The 17118-nt window shown below is 71.6% G+C and carries 12 protein-coding genes; 7 read left to right on the forward strand and 5 right to left on the reverse strand.

Annotated features, from left to right (window positions below; translation table 11 throughout):
• The first annotated feature begins 53 nt into the window (after positions 1 to 53).
• The 3 genes from IEZ27_RS31735 (at position 54) to IEZ27_RS31745 (ending at position 5337) form a co-directional block, all read left to right on the forward strand.
• The gene (locus IEZ27_RS31735; RefSeq protein ID WP_189650589.1) at positions 54 to 2120 is read left to right on the forward strand and encodes a DNA gyrase/topoisomerase IV subunit B; all 2067 of its coding nucleotides are present in this window, start codon (positions 54 to 56) and stop codon (positions 2118 to 2120) included.
• An 839-nt stretch (positions 2121 to 2959) separates the two neighbouring features.
• Positions 2960 to 4318, forward strand: a complete 1359-nt coding sequence (locus IEZ27_RS31740; RefSeq protein WP_229824527.1) for a cytochrome ubiquinol oxidase subunit I — start codon at positions 2960 to 2962, stop codon at positions 4316 to 4318.
• A gap of 2 nt (positions 4319 to 4320) precedes the next feature.
• Positions 4321 to 5337: a cytochrome d ubiquinol oxidase subunit II gene (locus IEZ27_RS31745; protein ID WP_189650590.1), complete on the forward strand. Its 1017-nt coding sequence runs from the start codon at positions 4321 to 4323 to the stop codon at positions 5335 to 5337.
• On the opposite strand, the gene IEZ27_RS31750 is transcribed toward IEZ27_RS31745, so the two are convergent.
• Positions 5318 to 5812 (reverse strand): beta-class carbonic anhydrase, encoded by a 495-nt coding sequence (locus IEZ27_RS31750; RefSeq protein ID WP_189650591.1) that lies wholly within the window; start codon positions 5810 to 5812, stop codon positions 5318 to 5320. The genes IEZ27_RS31745 and IEZ27_RS31750 overlap by 20 nt on opposite strands.
• A gap of 139 nt (positions 5813 to 5951) precedes the next feature.
• Between IEZ27_RS31750 and IEZ27_RS31755 the strand changes: the two genes are divergently transcribed.
• Positions 5952 to 6272, forward strand: a complete 321-nt coding sequence (locus IEZ27_RS31755; protein ID WP_125639819.1) for a hypothetical protein — start codon at positions 5952 to 5954, stop codon at positions 6270 to 6272.
• 6 nt (positions 6273 to 6278) lie between these two features.
• On the opposite strand, the gene IEZ27_RS31760 is transcribed toward IEZ27_RS31755, so the two are convergent.
• Entirely contained in the window at positions 6279 to 6845 is a 567-nt protein-coding gene (locus IEZ27_RS31760) for a thioredoxin family protein (protein ID WP_125639822.1), read from the reverse strand.
• Positions 6846 to 6899: 54 nt separating this feature from the next.
• Here IEZ27_RS31760 and IEZ27_RS31765 point away from each other — a divergent pair, with 54 nt between their 5' ends.
• Complete coding sequence (locus IEZ27_RS31765; protein WP_189650592.1) at positions 6900 to 7271, forward strand: VOC family protein; 372 nt, start codon at positions 6900 to 6902, stop codon at positions 7269 to 7271.
• 46 nt (positions 7272 to 7317) lie between these two features.
• On the opposite strand, the gene IEZ27_RS31770 is transcribed toward IEZ27_RS31765, so the two are convergent.
• Together IEZ27_RS31770 and IEZ27_RS31775 are read right to left on the reverse strand one after the other, a co-directional pair.
• A complete protein-coding gene (locus IEZ27_RS31770) occupies positions 7318 to 10368 on the reverse strand; it encodes a glycoside hydrolase family 3 N-terminal domain-containing protein (RefSeq protein ID WP_189650593.1) in 3051 nt (1016 codons plus the stop codon).
• Positions 10369 to 10502: 134 nt separating this feature from the next.
• Positions 10503 to 12995 (reverse strand): DNA gyrase/topoisomerase IV subunit A, encoded by a 2493-nt coding sequence (locus tag IEZ27_RS31775; protein WP_189650594.1) that lies wholly within the window; start codon positions 12993 to 12995, stop codon positions 10503 to 10505.
• A gap of 143 nt (positions 12996 to 13138) precedes the next feature.
• On the opposite strand from IEZ27_RS31775, the gene IEZ27_RS31780 reads away from it, so the two are divergent.
• A complete protein-coding gene (locus IEZ27_RS31780) occupies positions 13139 to 13960 on the forward strand; it encodes a TauD/TfdA dioxygenase family protein (protein ID WP_189650595.1) in 822 nt (273 codons plus the stop codon).
• 115 nt (positions 13961 to 14075) lie between these two features.
• Positions 14076 to 16163 (forward strand): RecQ family ATP-dependent DNA helicase, encoded by a 2088-nt coding sequence (locus tag IEZ27_RS31785; protein WP_229824529.1) that lies wholly within the window; start codon positions 14076 to 14078, stop codon positions 16161 to 16163.
• A gap of 21 nt (positions 16164 to 16184) precedes the next feature.
• Here the strand turns inward: IEZ27_RS31785 and IEZ27_RS31790 are convergent, their stop codons facing one another.
• Positions 16185 to 17078, reverse strand: coding sequence for a carbohydrate kinase family protein (locus IEZ27_RS31790; RefSeq protein WP_125639836.1), 894 nt, complete (start codon positions 17076 to 17078; stop codon positions 16185 to 16187).
• Positions 17079 to 17118: the final 40 nt, after the last annotated feature.

Genomic DNA, 17118 nt, shown 5'->3' on the forward strand with positions numbered 1-17118 from the left:
GAAGAACGGTAAGCTACGCACACGTGTTCGATGCTTAGACCAGGGGAGCAAGAGTGACGGTAGTGGAGGCGGGTTACACAGCTCGTCACCTGTCGGTGCTTGAGGGCCTCGAGGCCGTACGCAAGCGGCCGGGCATGTACATCGGGTCCACCGACAGCCGCGGGCTCATGCATTGCCTCTGGGAGATCGTGGACAACGGCGTCGACGAGGCGCTGGCCGGCCACTGCGACCGCATCGAGGTCGAGCTCTACGCCGACGGCTCCATCGAGGTGCGCGACAACGGTCGCGGCATCCCCGTCGACATCCATCCCAAGACCGGCCTGGCCGGCGTCGAGCTCGTCTACACCAAGCTCCACGCCGGCGGCAAGTTCGGCGGCGGCTCCTACGGCGCCTCCGGCGGCCTCCACGGCGTGGGCGCCTCCGTGGTCAACGCCCTGTCCTCCCGGCTCGACGTCGAGGTCGACAGCGGCGGGCGGGTGCACGCGATCAGCTTCAGGCGCGGCGTGCCCGGCGTCTTCGACGGCGACGGGCCGACGGCCAAGTTCAAGAAGAAGTCCGGGCTGCGGCTCGGCGACACGCTGCCCAAGAACGTCACGGGCACCCGCGTGCGCTTCTGGGCCGACAAGCAGATCTTCCTGCCCGACGCCGAGGTCTCGCTCGACGAGATCCACGTGCGCCTGCGGCAGACCGCGTTCCTGGTGCCCGGCCTGACCCTGGCGGTCTTCGACAGCAGGCAGGAGGAGCGCACCGGCGAGGAGTTCCGCTTCGACGGCGGCATCTCCGAGTTCGCCGAGTTCCTGGCCCGCGACGAGCCCGTCTGCGACGTGCTGCGCCTTCAGGGCGTGGGCCACTTCCACGAGACCGTGCCGGTCCTCGACGACCAGGGCCACATGACGCCCACCGAGGTGCAGCGCGAGCTCACCGTCGACGTGGCGATCCGGTGGGGCAAGGGTTACGAGTCGACCGTGCGCTCGTTCGTCAACGTGATCTCCACGCCCAAGGGCGGCACCCACCTGACCGGCTTCGAGCGCGGTCTGGCCCGTACGATCAACGAGCTGCTGCGCGAGACCCGGCTGCTGAAGAGCGGCGACGACCCGGTCAACAACGCCGACATCTCCGAGGGCCTGACCGGTGTGATCACCGTCAGGGTGCCCGAGCCGCAGTTCGAGGGGCAGACCAAGGAGATTCTCGGCACCTCCGCGGCCACCCGCATCGTCTCCCACGTGGTCTCGCGCGAGCTGAAGGAGCTGTTCGCCAACCCGCCGCGCGGGTTCAAGCAGCCGCTGCGGGCCGTGCTGGAGAAGATCGTCGCCGCCGCCAAGGCCCGCATCGCGGCCCGCGAGCACCGCGACAACCAGCGGCGCAAGAGCGCCCTGGAGAACTCCGCGCTGCCCGCCAAGCTGGTCGACTGCCGCAGCGACGACGTCGACCGCAGCGAGCTGTTCATCGTCGAGGGCGACTCCGCGCTCGGCACCGCCAAGCTGGCCCGCGACTCGGAGTTCCAGGCGCTGCTGCCGATCCGCGGCAAGATCCTCAACGTGCAGAAGGCGTCCGTGAGCGACATGCTCAAGAACGCCGAGTGCGCCGCGATCATCCAGGTGGTCGGCGCCGGGTCTGGGCGTTCGTTCGACATCGAGGCGGCCCGTTACGGCAAGGTCATCCTGATGGCCGACGCCGACGTCGACGGCGCGCACATCCGGTGCCTGCTGCTCACGCTGTTCCACCGCTACATGCGGCCGATGGTGGAGGCCGGGCGGGTGTTCGCGGCCGTGCCGCCGCTGCACCGCATCGAGCTCACCAACCCGGGGCGGGGCAAGGAGAAGTACATCTACTGCTACTCCGACGCCGAGCTGCAGAAGGTGCTGCGCGACCTGGAGCGGCGGGGCAAGCGGTGGAAGGACCCGGTGCAGCGGTACAAGGGTCTGGGGGAGATGGACGCCGACCAGCTCGCCGAGACCACGATGGACCCCAGGCACCGGGTGCTGCGCCGGGTGCGCATCGAGGACGCCGAGGGGGCTGAGTCGATCTTCAGCCTGCTGATGGGGAGCGATGTGGCGCCGCGGCGGGAGTTCATCGTCAGCAGCGCGGCCGAGGTCGATCGGGATCACATCGACGCCTGACCAGGGTCGTGCGGCCTTGCCTCAGTCGGGTTGTGCGGCTTGAGGTGCCTTGTTCGGCTGAGGCGTGTTTGTCGGTTTTAGGCGTGCGCCAGGTGGCCCGAAACGTATGGGCGGGCCCTGGCGTCTCGTTGCGGCAGTGGTTCTGTCGCGGGGCTGGCGTGATCCTCCGGGGGCGCCAGAATGCCCCTGGAGCGCCTTCGGGGTGCCTTCTGGGGTTCGTGGTGCCCTCTGAGGCCTCTGTGGCCCCCACGGCACGCCTGGGGCCTCTCTGAGGTTCAGTAGCCCTCTGGGGGCTCGGTGGCGCTCTGGGGTCCTGCCGCCGTTGCCGCCTTTCCAGGGGCCCGGTGGGCTCTTCGTCGTACTCGTGGGCGTTCTGGGGTCTGTGTCACCCTCTCGTTGGCCCAGGATTGGTTGCTGAGGGTTACTGGTGGTTGCGGAGTGTTATTGCGGGTACGGGGCGGACGCGGAGCGTTTGCGGGGGATGCCCGAATGCTGCGGACGTGCCCATGGCCCACGATCACGAGGACGTTTCCATGCAGGTCGCCAGAGTTGCCGGTGTGCTCGGGTGTTTGGGGGGCGGGCTCGTGGTGCTTCGGGTCGTCGGTCGTTCGGCCGGGTTCGGGGACGGGCCGGCTGTGGGTGAGGTCACCAGGTGGGTCGGCGCGCTGGAGCTCGTGCGAGCGGCCGCTGTGCTGGGCGGTCGGCGGGCCGCTGGATGGGCCTGGACCAGAGGGCCCAGGCTCTGAAACCGGTGACCCGGGCAGAAATTGCGGTACCACATGCGGGTGGCGCGGGTCGGGTTGGTGGGGTGGCGGTGAGGTGAGGGAGGGGGAGGGCGGTTGACGGGGGTTCTGGGGGTCGCGGGGGCGGACCTCGGGGCGGCGCGGATGCAGATGGCGTTGTCGCTCGGCTGGCACATCGTGCTCGCCTGCCTCGGCGTCGGCATGCCGGCCATCACCTTGCTCGCAGAGTGGCGGGGCCACCGTACCGGGGACCACGCCTACCGGCTGCTGGCGCGGCGGTGGGCCAGGGCGCTCGGCGTGTTGTTCGCGGTAGGGGCGGTGTCGGGGACGATCCTGTCGTTCGAGATGGGCCTGTTGTGGCCGGGGCTGATGGGCGTGTACGGCGAGGTCATCGGCCTGCCGTTCTCGCTGGAGGGCATCGCGTTCTTCGTCGAGGCCATCTTCCTCGGCATCTACCTGTACGCCTGGGACCGCCTGTCGCCGGTGGCGCATCTGCTGTCCGGCGTGCCGATCGTGCTGGCGGGGGTGACCAGCGCGTTCTTCGTGGTCGCCGCCAACGCCTGGATGCAGCATCCCGCCGGGTTCGTGACCGAGGGCGGCCGGATCACCGCCGTCGATCCGTGGGCGGCGATGTTCAACCGGGCCACGCCGCCGCAGACCGTGCACATGATCCTGGCGGCGTTCATGGTGGCCGGGTTCCTCATGGCCGGCGTGTACGCCGTCGCCATGCTGCGCGGACGGCGTGACCGCTACCACCGCCTCGGCCTGCTGCTGCCGCTCACGGTGGCGGCGGTCGTCACGCCGGTGCAGATCGGCGTCGGCGACTGGGCGGCGCACTTCGTGGCCGATTCCCAGCCGGTCAAGCTGGCCGCCATGGAGGGCGTGTTCCGCACCGGGCGCGGGGTGCCGCTGCATCTGGGCGGGATCGCGGTGGGCGACGAGCTGAAGTACGCCGTGGAGATCCCCTACGGCCTGTCGCTGCTGGCCCACTGGAACCCCGACGCCGAGATCGTCGGCCTGGAGCGGACCCCGCCCGCCGACCGGCCGCCGGTCAACATCGTGCACCCGGCGTTCCAGATCATGGTGGTCATGGGGTTCGCCCTGCTCCTGATCGCGGTCTGGCTGGCGCTGTCCTGGAAACGGCGGCGGGACCTGCCGGACTCGCCGTGGTTCCTGCGCGGCGTCGCGGTGTCGGGCGTGGCCGCCGTGCTGGCGCTGGAGAGCGGCTGGGTCGTCACGGAGGTCGGACGCCAGCCGTGGATCGTGTTCCAGGTGCTGCGCACGTCGGAGGCGGTCAACCCCGCGCCCGGCCTGGTGTACGGATTCGTGCTGGTCACCGCCGTCTACGTGGCCCTGACCGTGGCCACCGTGTACGTGATGCGCCGCCTGGCCCGCGACGTGCCCGTGCCGTTGGCGCCGCAGGAGCCCGACGTCACCGGCTACAAGGTCGTGTGACCATGCCGCTGCCGCAGATCATGCTGGTCGTCCTGTGGATCGGGCTGACCGCGTACGTGCTGTTCGGCGGCGCGGACTTCGGCGGCGGGATCTGGGACCTGCTGGCCGGCGGCGCGGAGCGCGGCCGGCGGTTCCGGGACCTGGTCGAGCACTCCATCGGCCCGATCTGGGAGGCCAACCACGTGTGGCTGATCTTCGTGATCGTGCTGGCGTGGACCGGTGTGCCCTCGGTGTTCGCCTCGGTGACCTCGACCCTCTACATCCCGCTGACGCTGGTGGCGCTGGGCGTCATCGGGCGCGGCGCGGCGTTCGCCTTCCGGAAGGTCTCCTCCAGGTTGTGGCAGCGGCGGCTGTTCGGGGCCACCTTCGCCTTCTCCTCGGTGGTGACCCCGTTCTTCCTCGGGGCCGCGGCGGGCGGCATCGCCTCCGGCCGGGTGCCGCCCGGCATCGCCGCGGGCGACCTGGTCCGGAGCTGGGTCAACCCCACGTCGATGGCGGCCGGCGCGCTCGGCGTCGGCACGGCCGCGTACCTGGCGGCCGTCTACCTCACCCGCGACGCGCGGCGCGGCGGCGACGACGCGCTGGCCGAGGAGTTCCGGCGGCGGGCGCTGTGGTGCGGCGCGGTCGTCGGCGTGTTGTCGGCGGTGAGCCTGCTCGTGCTGCGCGCCGACTCACCCGCCCTGTTCGCCGAGCTGACCTCGGGCCGCGCCCTGCCGCTGCTCGTGTTGTCGGTGCTGGCCGGGCTGGCCTCGCTCGTGCTGCTGTGGCGGCGGGCCTACCTCGCGGTACGCCTCACCGCCGCGCTGGCCGTGGTGGGGCTGCTGTGGGGGTGGGGCGTGGGCCAGTACCCCGTGTTGCTGCCCGGTCTCACGCTCGACCGGGCGGCGGCCACCGACGCGGTGCTGGCGGCCAGCCTCGGGTCGCTGGCCGTGGGCGCGTTCCTGCTGGTCCCGTCCTTGTGGTGGCTGTACGCCACCTTCCAGCGCGACCGCGGCGAGGTCAGTCGCCGACCGGCGTGAGCCGGCCCGTGCGCACGTCGTAGATCGCGCCCGTCACCGGCATGTCGTCGGGCAGGAACGGCGTCGTGCGGATGCGGGTGAGGTCGTGCCGGAGCGCCTCGCCCTGGTCGGGGACCGTGTGGAACTCCAGGCTGCGCGTGTCCACCCCGCGGGCGCTGGTGAGGTCGTGCACGTCGGCGTCCGTCACCTTGGTCATCCCGCAGTCGGTGTGGGGCATGACCAGGACCCGTTCCACGCCGAGCAGGTAGACGGCGAGGACCAGCGTGCGCAGCACGTCGTCGGTGACGCGGGCCCCGGCGTTGCGCAGGATCTTGGCGTCGCCGGGCTGGAGCCCCAGCAGGCCCAGGGGGTCGATGCGGGAGTCCATGCAGGTCACCACGGCCAGCCCGCGGGCTGCCCGGCCGGTGAGCCCGGACTCGCCGAAGGTCTCGGCGTACTTCGCGTTGGCGGCGTACAGGTCGTCGAACGCAGTCATGCCTCAGATCTTCCCTTATGCCCCAAAGGTGATGCTTTCCGGGGTGGCGACTGGCGGGAGTTTACGAAGGTCCCACGAAATCGGCTCACCTTGAGTGATGATGTCGTCACCATCTGTACGCCGTCGAAGAAGGTCAGTCGTGAGTAGGTCCGAATCGCTCGCCGCGTATCTCCGCGCTCAAGCCCGGCGCCGCCTCGACCGAGTGGAGTCCAACGACGACGGGCGCAACGCCAGGTCCGCACTGGCCCTGCTCGACGCCGCCTCGTACGCCGCCGGCCTGCCCGACGACGACCCCATCATCCTCATGCTCGACCAGGCGGGCTGCTACGGGCCGCTCGGCTGCGAGGAGTTCGAGCCCGGGGAGGCGGGGGGCCGGATGATCCGGTCATGGACCGGCGGCGAGCCCCACGAGCTGCTGCTCGGCCTGCCCGCCGCCATCGAGGCCGCCACCTCCGCCTGACGGCGCTCAGCCGGTGGGCTCGTTCCCCGGCCGCCATTTGATTCCGCAGCCGATCGAGGCCCGCTGCTCGTCCGGGACGGGGTCGCCCGCGAGCAGCGCGTCGATCGCCGCCCGCAGCGACGAGCCCGTCACCGGGACCTGGTTGCCGGGCCGCGACCCGTCGAACTCGCCCCGGTAGACCAGCCGCAGCTCCCCGTCGTAGAGGAAGAAGTCGGGGGTGCAGGCGGCGCGGTAGGCCTTGGCGACGTCTTGGGTGTCGTCCAGCAGGTACGGGAACGGGAACCGGGCCCGCCGGGCCTGCTCGGCCAGGTGTGTCGGATCGTCGTCCGGGTAGTTCACGCTGTCGTTGCTGCAGATGCCCACCACTGACAACCTGGATCCGTAGCCGGCGGCCATCGCCCCCAGGCCCGTCTCGAGGTGCCGGACGTAGGGGCAGTGGTTGGACAGGAAGACCACGAGCGTGGCGGGGGAGCCCTTGAGGTCCGCGAGCGAGACGCTGCCGCCGGCGATGGCGGTCAGGTCGAAGGAGGGCGCGGGGGTGCCCAGCGGGACCATGAACGAGTTGGCAGCCATGACCTTCATTCTCGTCGGTGGGCGTGCCGGCGAAACAACTCCCGGAGGGTAATGATGGACGGCATCGCGGAGTTCCGTACGACGGTGCTCGACTGCCCGGAGCCGAGGGCGCTCGCCGAGTTCTACTCGCGGCTGCTCGGCTGGCCCGTCACGTACGAGGACGAGGAGTGGGTGGTCGTCGAGGACGGCGGCTCGCCCAAGCGCCTGGCCTTCCAGCGCGCGCCCGACCACCGGCCGCCGTCCTGGCCCGACCCGGCGCGGCCGCAGCAGCTGCACATCGACGTCACGGTCACCGACCTGGACCGGGCCGAGAAACAGGTGCAGGAGATCGGCGCGACCAAGCACGAGCACCAGCCGAGCGAGGACGACAGCTTCCGGGTCTTCCTCGACCCGGCCGGCCACCCGTTCTGCCTCTGCCGGGACTGAGCGGGAGCCCGTCCCGCCCGGGAGCGGGCGGGACGGGCTCGCGTTGTCAGCGGGCGGCCCGGGCCAGGAGGTCCACCGCCTCGCGGAGCCGTCCGGAGGCCAGTTCGTGGTCGGCCGCCGCCTGGAGGTCGAAGCGCCTGCCCACGGTCTGGGCGACGTCCCTGGCCACCGAGACGACGGCGTCGTCCACGGCCTGGGTGTCGGTGCGGGAACGTTCGAGCAGCGACGCCGCGGTCGCCACGGCCGCGAGCACGGCCCGCGTGTCGCGGACCGAGCCGTCGGCGTTCCAGGCGCGCTCGCGCAGCGCCGGGGTCAGCGCCGCGGCCGCGGCCCTCGACGGGCCGTCGCCGCGCGCGAGCGTGTCACGGGCCGCCTTGAGCCGGTCCCGCGCCCGATCGGTCCGCAGCCCCCACCCGTACGGGTACAGCGGGTCGTAGACCGCGTCACCCACGTTCACCGGCACCTGCGCGGCCGTACGGAACCAGGTGAACGGCAGCCGCCCGGTGTAGGCCACGGCTCCGAACAGCGGGTCGGCCACCCCCGCGCCTTCGGTGCCCGGCAGCCAGGAGGCCACCACGGCCTCGACGCCCGTCAGGTCGCCGAGCTCCAGCGGTCGCCCCGACACGACCAGCACGGCGCATCTCATCGCCGCGCACACCCGGTCCACCGCGGTCCGGTCGGCCGCCGACAGCGCCGGCGTGCGCCCGGCGCGGCCCACGTCGCCCACCCCCTCCGCGTACGGCTTCTCGCCCACCACGACGACGCCGGCGTCGTGCCCGGCGAGCGGGGCCGAGGCGTCGGCCGAGTAGGTGACCGACGGTGTGCGGGCGCGGATGGCCTCCAGGATCGTCGTGCCCGGGGTGATCGGCCCCGAGGAGCCCTGCCAGGTGACGGTCCAGCCGCCGGTCTGGTTGCCGATGTCGTCGGCGTTCGAGCCGGCCACGTACAGCTTCGCGCCGGGGCGCAGCGGCAGCAGGCCGCCGTCGTTCTTCAGCAGCACCTGCGACCTGGCCGCCGCCGTACGGGCCACCGCCCGGTGCGCGGCCGAGCCGACGTCGGCGATGCCGGACCGGTCGGCGTACGGGTGCTCGAACAGCCCCAGCCGGAACTTCTGCGTCAGGATCCTGGAGACGGCGTCGTCGATCCTGGCCATGGGCACCCGCCCGGCCTCGACCTCGCCCTTCAACGTGGTGAAGAACGCCGGGTACGCGTAGGGCACCATGATCATGTCCAGGCCCGCGTTGACCGAGGTGCGCACGTCGCTCGCGTAGTCGCCGGGGAGCTGGTCGATGGCCTGCCAGTCGCTGATCACGAAGCCCTCGAAGCCGAGCCGGCCCTTGAGCACGTCGGTGATCAGCTCCTTGTGCGCGTGCATCTTCAGCGGTCCGTCGCCGAAGTCCACGCTGGAGAAGGACGGCATGACGCTGCCGACCCCGCGCCTGACCGCCTCGGCGAACGGTGCCAGGTGCACCGCCTCCAGCTCCGCCCTCGTCGTCCTCGTGACACCCTGGTCGATCGTGTAGTCGCCGGTGGTGGAGGAGCCGTACGCGGTGCCGCCGTCGCCGGCGTAGTGCTTGGCCGTGGCCAGCACGCCGTTGTCCTGGAGGCCGTCCACGATGGTGGCCATCCTGGAGACCAGGGCCGGGTCCTCGCCGAACGACTCGTACGCGCGTCCCCACCGGTCGTCGCGCGAGACGCACAGGCAGGGCGCGAAGTCCCACGGGACGCCGGTGGCCCTGACCTCGCGCGCGGTGACGCGGCCTTCCTGCCGGACCAGTTCGGGGTCGCGGGTGGCGCCCATGCCCACGTTGTGGGGGAAGATCGTGGCGCCGACGACGTTGTTGTGGCCGTGCACGGCGTCCACGCCGTAGATCAGCGGGATCTGCAGGCGGGTCTGCAGGGCGCGGGCCTGGAAGGCGTCGATCATGTCGGCCCAGCCGGCCGGGGTGTTGACGGCGGGGGTCGAGCCGCCGCCCGACAGCAGCGAGCTCAGCGCGTACGCGGCGATGTCGCTCTGCTTGGTCAGCGCGCCGCGTTCGGCCTGGGTCATCTGGCCGACCTTCTCCTCGGTCGTCATCCGGGCCAGCAGGTCGGCCACCCGTTGCCGGACCGGCCTGCGCGCGTCCAGGTAGGGCAGGCCGTGCGCGTTGATCACGATGATCGGCTGCTCGGCCGGGGGTCTGGTGCCGGTGCCGGACAGGACGAGCGGGATGGTCTCGGCGACCTCGTTCTGGCCGTCGGCCAGCGTTCTGACGGTGAACGTCCTGGTCGCGCCCGAGGCCGTGCCCGCAGGGAAGGTGAGCGTGCCGCGCGCCGGGGTGTAGTCCTCGCCCGGGGTGGCCGTGCCGGTGCCGGTGGCGTACTCGACGGTCAGGTCGGCGGGCAGGGGCGCGCCGCCGGTCGTGGTGACCGTCACGCCGACCTGGACGGCGCCCTTCTCGTCCACCGTGTAGACGGGCCTGCCGGTGGACAGGCGCACCGGGCGGGGCGGGGCGCTGCCGTAGACCTGGACGTCGTCCCAGAGCAGCGTGCCCGAGGCGGCCGGCAGGCGCATCGAGTAGCCCCACATGGCCGTCAGGTCGAGCTCGCCGTCGGTGGGGGCGCCGCCCGGCTGGTAGTCGGCCCGCCGGGTGAAGCCGGAGAAGGGGGTCCTGATCTGCCGCCAGCCGGCGGTGTCGTCGGTGAAGGCGGACTCGAACAGCTCGGACGCGCCCGCGCCGGCGCCGCCGTCCTTGATCTCGAAGAAGATCTTCTGGCCGGAGCCGGTGCCGTTCACCCAGAAGGAGAAGCCCTCGTACGGGGACCAGTCCTGGGTGGCGGGCAGGTCGTGGGACCAGCCGCCCCACTGGCCGACGGCGTAGACGGCCTTGAGCGCCCGGTTGGCCGCCGGGGCGTCCGGACGGTCCTGGGCGGGCTGGACGGTGAGCGTGGGGGTGGAGGGGGCGTCGTTGCCCCAGGCGTACACGCCTTGGGGGACGCCGTCGGACTCGAAGTCGGTGACGGTGTGCGGCTCGGCCGCCGCCTGGGCGGGCGGGACGACGGCCAGCGAGGCGACCAGGGCGAGTGCCGCCCATGACGGGGGTCTTGCACGGAACACGTTAACCTCCCAAGAGAGAGCGCTCTCAGGAGGAGATCGGGCGTCGAGCCCATTTCATAACACGTTCCGGTAACCGCTCTCGCGGGTGTGTCCGCCGGGGGGACCCGCAGGGCGGGCCTCCCCGGCGGACGGGGTCACTCCTCCTCGGCCGGTGGCGGCGGCGCGACGTCGGCCGCCGGACCCGAGGCCAGGGCGCCGCCCACGGCGCCGATCGTGTGGGTCAGGCGCACGCCCGAGCCGTCGCGGCGGCCGATCTCCTCCGGCAGCGGCACCGGCTTGCCGACCGCCGAGACGGCCTTGGCGGGAGCCGGACCGGCCCAGGCGAGCAGCAGCTCGTCCTCGCCCTTCAGGAACCGCTGGGCCCGTACGCCGCCGGTGGCCCGCCCCTTGGCCGGGAACTCGGCGTAGTCGGACACCTTGCCGCCCCCGACCTGGGTGCCGGGCAGCGCCGTCGAGGAACCGGCGACGGTGACCACCTGCGCGGGCAGCGAGGGGTCGACCACGCCGAACCAGATCACCCGGGCGCCGTCGTCGAGCCGGATGCCGGCCATGCCGCCGGCCGGACGCCCCTGCGGACGGACCAGCGAGGCCGGGAAACGCAGGAGCTGGGCGTCGGAGGAGACGAAGACCAGGTCGTGGTCCTCGGAGTCGAGCTCGGCGGCGCCCACCACGGTGTCGCCGTCCTTCAGCGTGATCACTTCGAAGTCGTCGCGGTTGGCCGGGTAGTCGGGAACCACCCGTTTGACCACGCCCTGCGCCGTGCCGAGCGCGAGCCCGGGGCTGTCGGGGTCGAGCGAGCCGAGGCCGACGACCTTCTCGTCCGGCTGGAGCGAGACGTACTCGGAGACCGGGTGGCCGCCCGACAGGGTCGGCGGGTTGGCCGAGGGCGGCAACGTCGGCAGGTCGACGACCTGGACGCGGATCAGCCGCCCGAGTGAGGTCACCACGCCGACCTCGCCGCGTACGGACGTGCGCGCCACCGACACCAGCACGTCGTGCGCCGAACGCTCGCCCTCGCCCGGCAGCGCCTCGGCGTTGGACGTGCGGGCCAGCAGCCCGGTCGAGGACAGCAGCGCCCAGCACGGGTCGTCGGCCACCTGGAGCGAGACCACCGGGGTGCGGGCCACGCCCGGCGCCTCCAGCAGCACGGTACGGCGCGGCGTGGCGTACTTCTTGGACACCTCGGCCAGCTCGCCCGAGACGACCTGCCGCAGCTTGGCCTCCGAAGAAAGGATCTCGGTCAGCGCCGCGATCTCCTCGCTCAGCGTCTCCTTCTCGCGGTCGAGCTCCAGCTTGTCGAACCTGGTCAGCCGGCGCAGCGGCGTGTCGAGGATGTAGGCGGCCTGGATGTCGGTCAGGTCGAAGACCTCCATCAACCGGGCGCGGGCCTGCGCCGAGTCGTCGGAGGAACGGATGACCTGGATGACCTCGTCGATGTTGAGCAGCGCGATGATCAGGCCGTCGACCAGGTGCAGGCGCTCCTCGCGCTTGCGGCGGCGGAACTCGGACCTGCGCCGCACGACCTCCAGCCGGTGGTCGACGTAGACCTGCAGCAACTCGCGCAGGCCGAGCGTACGCGGCTCGCCGTCGACCAGGGCGACGTTGTTGATGCCGAAGGTCTCCTCCATCGGCGTGAGCCGGTAGAGCTCCTCCAGGACGGCCTCGGGGATGAAGCCGTTCTTGATCTCGATGACCAGGCGCAGGCCCTTGTGCCGGTCGGTGAGGTCCTTCAGGTCGGCGATGCCCTGGAGCTTCTTGCTGGTCACCAGCTCCTTGATCTTGGTGACCACGCGCTCGGGGCCGACGTTGTAGGGCAGCTCGGTGACGATGATGCCCTTGCGCCGCGGCGTGATCTGCTCGACCGCGCACCTGGCCCGCATGCGGAACGTGCCGCGGCCGGTCTCGTAGGCGTCGCGCACCCCCTGCAGGCCGATGATCGAGCCGCCGGTCGGCAGGTCGGGGCCGGGCACGAACTTCATCAGCTCGTCGAGCGTCGCGTCGGGCTTCTTGATCAGGTGGCGGGCGGCGGCCACGACCTCGGCGAGGTTGTGCGGCGCCATGTTGGTCGCCATGCCGACGGCGATGCCGGTCGTGCCGTTGACCAGCAGGTTGGGGAACGCCGACGGCATGACCGTGGGCTCGGTCTCCTGGCCATCGTAGTTGGGCTTGAAGTTGACGGTGTCCTCGTCGAGCGACTCCACCATCAGCATCGCCGCGGGGGCCAGTCTGGCCTCGGTGTACCGCATGGCGGCGGGCAGGTCGTCGGGCGAGCCGAAGTTGCCGTGGCCGTCGACCAGCGGCAGGCGCATCGAGAACGGCTGCGCCAGGCGTACGAGGGCGTCGTAGATGGCGCTGTCGCCATGGGGGTGGAGCTTGCCCATGACGTCGCCGACGACGCGCGAGGACTTGACGTGGCCGCGCTCGGGACGCAGGCCCATCTCGCTCATGGAGTAGAGGATGCGCCGCTGCACCGGTTTGAGGCCGTCGCGCGCGTCGGGCAGAGCCCGCTGGTAGATCACCGAGTAGGCGTACTCGAGATAGCTCTTGCGCATCTCGGAGGAGACGTCGATGTCGACGATCCGCTCCTCGAAGTCCTCAGGCGGGGGTGCAGTCGTACGTCGGGCCATGTCGAACATTGTGCCGAAGAGACTTGGGTGCCCGCGACTCGTCGGCGCGTCCGGCGCGCGGCGACCTGCTCTTGACCAAGCAATTGCTTGGGTCTTACCGTCGGAGGCGAGGACACCGTACGCCCGCCTCCGGAGGCTTCGCCATGATCGAGTTTCATCCCGTGACCAAGCACATCGGCGCCGAGGTCACCGGGGTCGATCTGCGCAAACCCCTCTCCCCGGAAGACGTCGCGACCCTGCGCGAGGGATGGCTGAAACACCTGGTGCTCTTCTTTCGCGACCAGCACATCGACGACGAGCAGCACCTGCAGTTCGCCCTGAACTTCGGCACACTCAATCATCCGGCGTTCAAGAAGGACTCCGGCAGCCCGATCCACGTGCTCGACCAGACGTCGCCGAAGGGCGAGGGCGGCGACGAATGGCACAGCGACAACACCTTCGAGCCGACGCCGCCGATGGGCTCGCTGCTGCGCTGCGTGCAACTGCCGAGCGTGGGCGGCGACACCTGCTGGGCCAACACGTACCTGGCCTACGAGACGCTGTCGCCGTCGATCCAGCGGCTGTGCGATGAGCTGACGGCCGTGCACGACATCACGATGTCGATGAGGAAGGCGATCTCCAAGGGGCACCCGTTCGACCTGGCCGAGATCCAGGCCAAATGGCCGCCGATCGAACGCCCGGTCGTCCGCGTGCACGCCGAGACCGGCCGCAAGGCCCTGTTCGTCAACCGCGCCTCCACCACCCGCCTGGTGGGGCTGACCGACCGCGAGAACGAGGCCCTGCTGCCGCTGCTCATCGACCACATCCGCTCGCCCGAGTACCAGTGCAGGCTGAACTGGCGGCCCGGCACGCTCGCCTTCTGGGACAACCGCCCCACCCAGCACTACGCGGTCGCCGACTACACCGAACGCCGCCGCATGCACCGCGTGACGGTCAACGCCTTCCCCGAGCACGCCGACCGGTAGCACCCCCGTCCGGCCCTTCCGGGAGGGGGCGGGCCGGTGGACAACCGTCCGGCGTTCCCGGGACGGGAGCGCGGGTGTGCCGCTTCCGTCGGTGGGAGCTGGTAATAAGGGGGGCATGATTGATGCCCCCGATGCGGCGATGCTGCGCGAAGAGGCCGAGGAGCGGTTGCGGGCCCTGGCCGGCGACCACGCCCGGCTGCGAGACGACCAGTGGGCCGCCATCGAGGCGCTCGTGCTCGACCGGCGCAGGGTCCTCGTCGTGCAGCGCACCGGCTGGGGCAAGTCCGCCGTCTACTTCGTGGCCACCGCCCTGCTGCGCGAGCTGGGCGAGGGGCCCACGGTCATCGTCTCGCCGCTGCTCGCCCTCATGCGCAACCAGATCGCCGCCGCCGAGCGCGCCGGCATCAGGGCCGTCACCATCAACTCCGCCAACCCCGAGGCGTGGGAGGAGATCTACGGCCAGGTCGCCGAGGGCATGGTCGACGTGCTGCTAGTCAGCCCCGAACGCCTCAACAACCCCGACTTCCGCGACAACGTGCTGCCCGAGCTGGCCGAGAGCGCCGGGCTCGTCGTCGTCGACGAGGCCCACTGCATCTCCGACTGGGGCCACGACTTCAGGCCCGACTACCGCAGGCTGGCCACGCTGTTCGGCGAGCTGCCGCCCGGCATCCCCGTGCTGGCCACCACCGCCACGGCCAACGCCCGCGTCACCCGCGACGTGGCCGAGCAGATGGGCGAGGACACGTTCGTGCTGCGCGGCCCGCTGGAGCGGGAGAGCCTCCACCTGAGCGTCGTGCGGCTGCCCTCGGCCGAGCAGCGCCTGGCCTGGCTGGCCCAGACCCTGCGCGAGCTGCCGGGCTCCGGCATCGTCTACACCCTCACCGTCGCCGCCGCCCACGAGATCGCCGGCTACCTGCGCGAGCAGGGCCACGAGGTGGCCGCCTACTCCGGGCAGACCGACCCGGCCGAGCGCCTGGCCGCCGAGGAGGCGCTGCTCAACAACAAGATCAAGGCGCTGGTCGCCACGAGCGCGCTCGGCATGGGGTTCGACAAGCCCGACCTCGGGTTCGTCGTGCACGTCGGCGCGCCGCAGTCGCCCGTCGCCTACTACCAGCAGGTCGGCCGGGCCGGGCGCGGCGTCGAGCGCGCCGAGGTCATCCTGCTGCCCGGCACCGAAGACCGCGAGATCTGGGCCTACTTCGCCTCCCTGGCCTTCCCGCCCGAGCCCGTCGTACGCGCCACGCTCCAGGCCCTCGAACAGGGCGGCGTGATGTCCACCCCGGCCCTGGAGACCGCGGTCGACCTGAGCCGCAGCCGCCTGGAGATGATGCTCAAGGTCCTCGACGTCGACGGCGCCGTACGCCGGGTCAAGGGCGGCTGGGAGTCGACCGGCGAGCCGTGGGCCTACGACACCGAGCGCTACACCCGCATCGCCGCCGAGCGCAGGGCCGAGCAGGACGCCATGCTGCGCTACCTGACCATCGAGGAGTGCCGCGAGCAATACCTGCGCCGCCACCTCGACGACGACGCCGCCACGCCCTGCGGACGTTGCGACAACTGCACCGGCCGCCACCGTTCGCCGGAGATCGCCGCGCAGGCCGTCGAGACCGCCCGCGAACGCCTCAGCAGGCCCGGCGTCGAGATCGAGGCACGCAAGCAGTGGCCCACCGGCCTCGCCGACCTGTCAGGCCGGATCAAGCCCGAGCTGGGGGCCGAGCCGGGCCGGGCGCTCGGCCGCCTGACCGACATCGGCTGGGGCAACCGGCTGCGCGACCTGCTCGCCGGAGGCGACGGGCCGATGGCCGACGACATGTTCAAGGCCGTGATCCAGGTGTTGTCGGCGTGGGAGTGGCGCGACCGGCCGGTGGCCGTGGTCAACGTGCCGTCCGCCACGCGGCCGCAGCTCGTACGCGGCTTCGCCGAGCGGCTGGCCCAGGTGGGCCGCCTGACCTATCTGGGCGAGCTGGGCTACCGGGCGGGGGCGCCGGGGCAGCAGTTCAACAGCGCCAAGCGCGTCCAGGCGATCAGGGGCACCCTGGCGATGCCCAAAGACGTCGGCACGGCGATCGCCGAGTGCGGCGGCCCGGTGCTGCTCGTGGACGACCGGGTCGACACCGGCTGGACGATGACGCTGGCGGCGGCGCTGGTGCGCCACGCGGGCGCGCCGGCCGTGCTCCCGCTCGTGCTGGCCACCACGTCGTAGCGCCCGGCAGGGGAGCGCGGCTCAGAACGGGGGCCGCGCGCCCAGGTGCATGATCGCCTTGGCCGCGAGCCGGCACCCGGCGGCCAGCGACTCGGCCGGCGGCTTGCCGGCCAGCCATGGCGGCAGGAACCCGGCCGAGAACGCGTCACCCGCGCCCGTGCCGTCAACGATCTTGTCGACCGGCTCGGCGGCCACCCGGACCGGGTCGGGACGGCCGTTGCTGAACCACAGCGCGCCCTCGGCGTTCATCTTGATGATGACCTGCGGGAACCACGCGGTCAGCACCTTGGCGGCGGCCTCGGCGTCGTCGCGGCCGGTCAGCACCTTGGCCTGGTCGATGTTGGCGAACAGCAGCTTGGCGCCGTTGGTCCATTCGAGGAACGGCTCGGCGCCCGTACGATCCAGCGGCGCGGACGAGGCGCAGTCGACCGAGATCGACATGCCCGAGCGTCGCGCCATGTCGAGCGCCGCGAGACCGGCGTCGCGCGAGCCCTCGTTGACCAGCGTGTAACCCGACAGGTGGAGATGGGCGCCCGAGGTGAACAGGTCACGCGGCAGGTCCTCCGGCGACAGGGCGGCGTTGGCGCCCGGGTCGGAGAGCATGGTGCGCTCGCCCTTGTGCGTGACGAGCACCACGCAGGTGCCGGTGGGCCGCTCGGGATCCATGACGAGCCGGGCGTCGACGCCGTAGCCCATCAGCTCCATGTCGCGGTTACGGCCGGTGATGTCGGCGCCCCGGCGGCCGATGAAGGCCACCTCAGCGCCCTCGACGGCGAGCCACGAGGCGATGTTGGCGCCGGAGCCTCCGCCGTGCATGGTCACGATCGCAGGCGTGTCGCTCGCCCTGGCGAGCGCATAACGGGCGCGCGCGACCGCGTCGGTCATGAGATCGCCCACCACGACGACCCGCGTCATGATGTCACCACCTTGCTGCCTTCAGAACGAGCCTGGCCAC

This window comes from Nonomuraea spiralis, from assembly GCF_014648435.1.
Lineage (GTDB): Bacteria > Actinomycetota > Actinomycetes > Streptosporangiales > Streptosporangiaceae > Nonomuraea > Nonomuraea spiralis.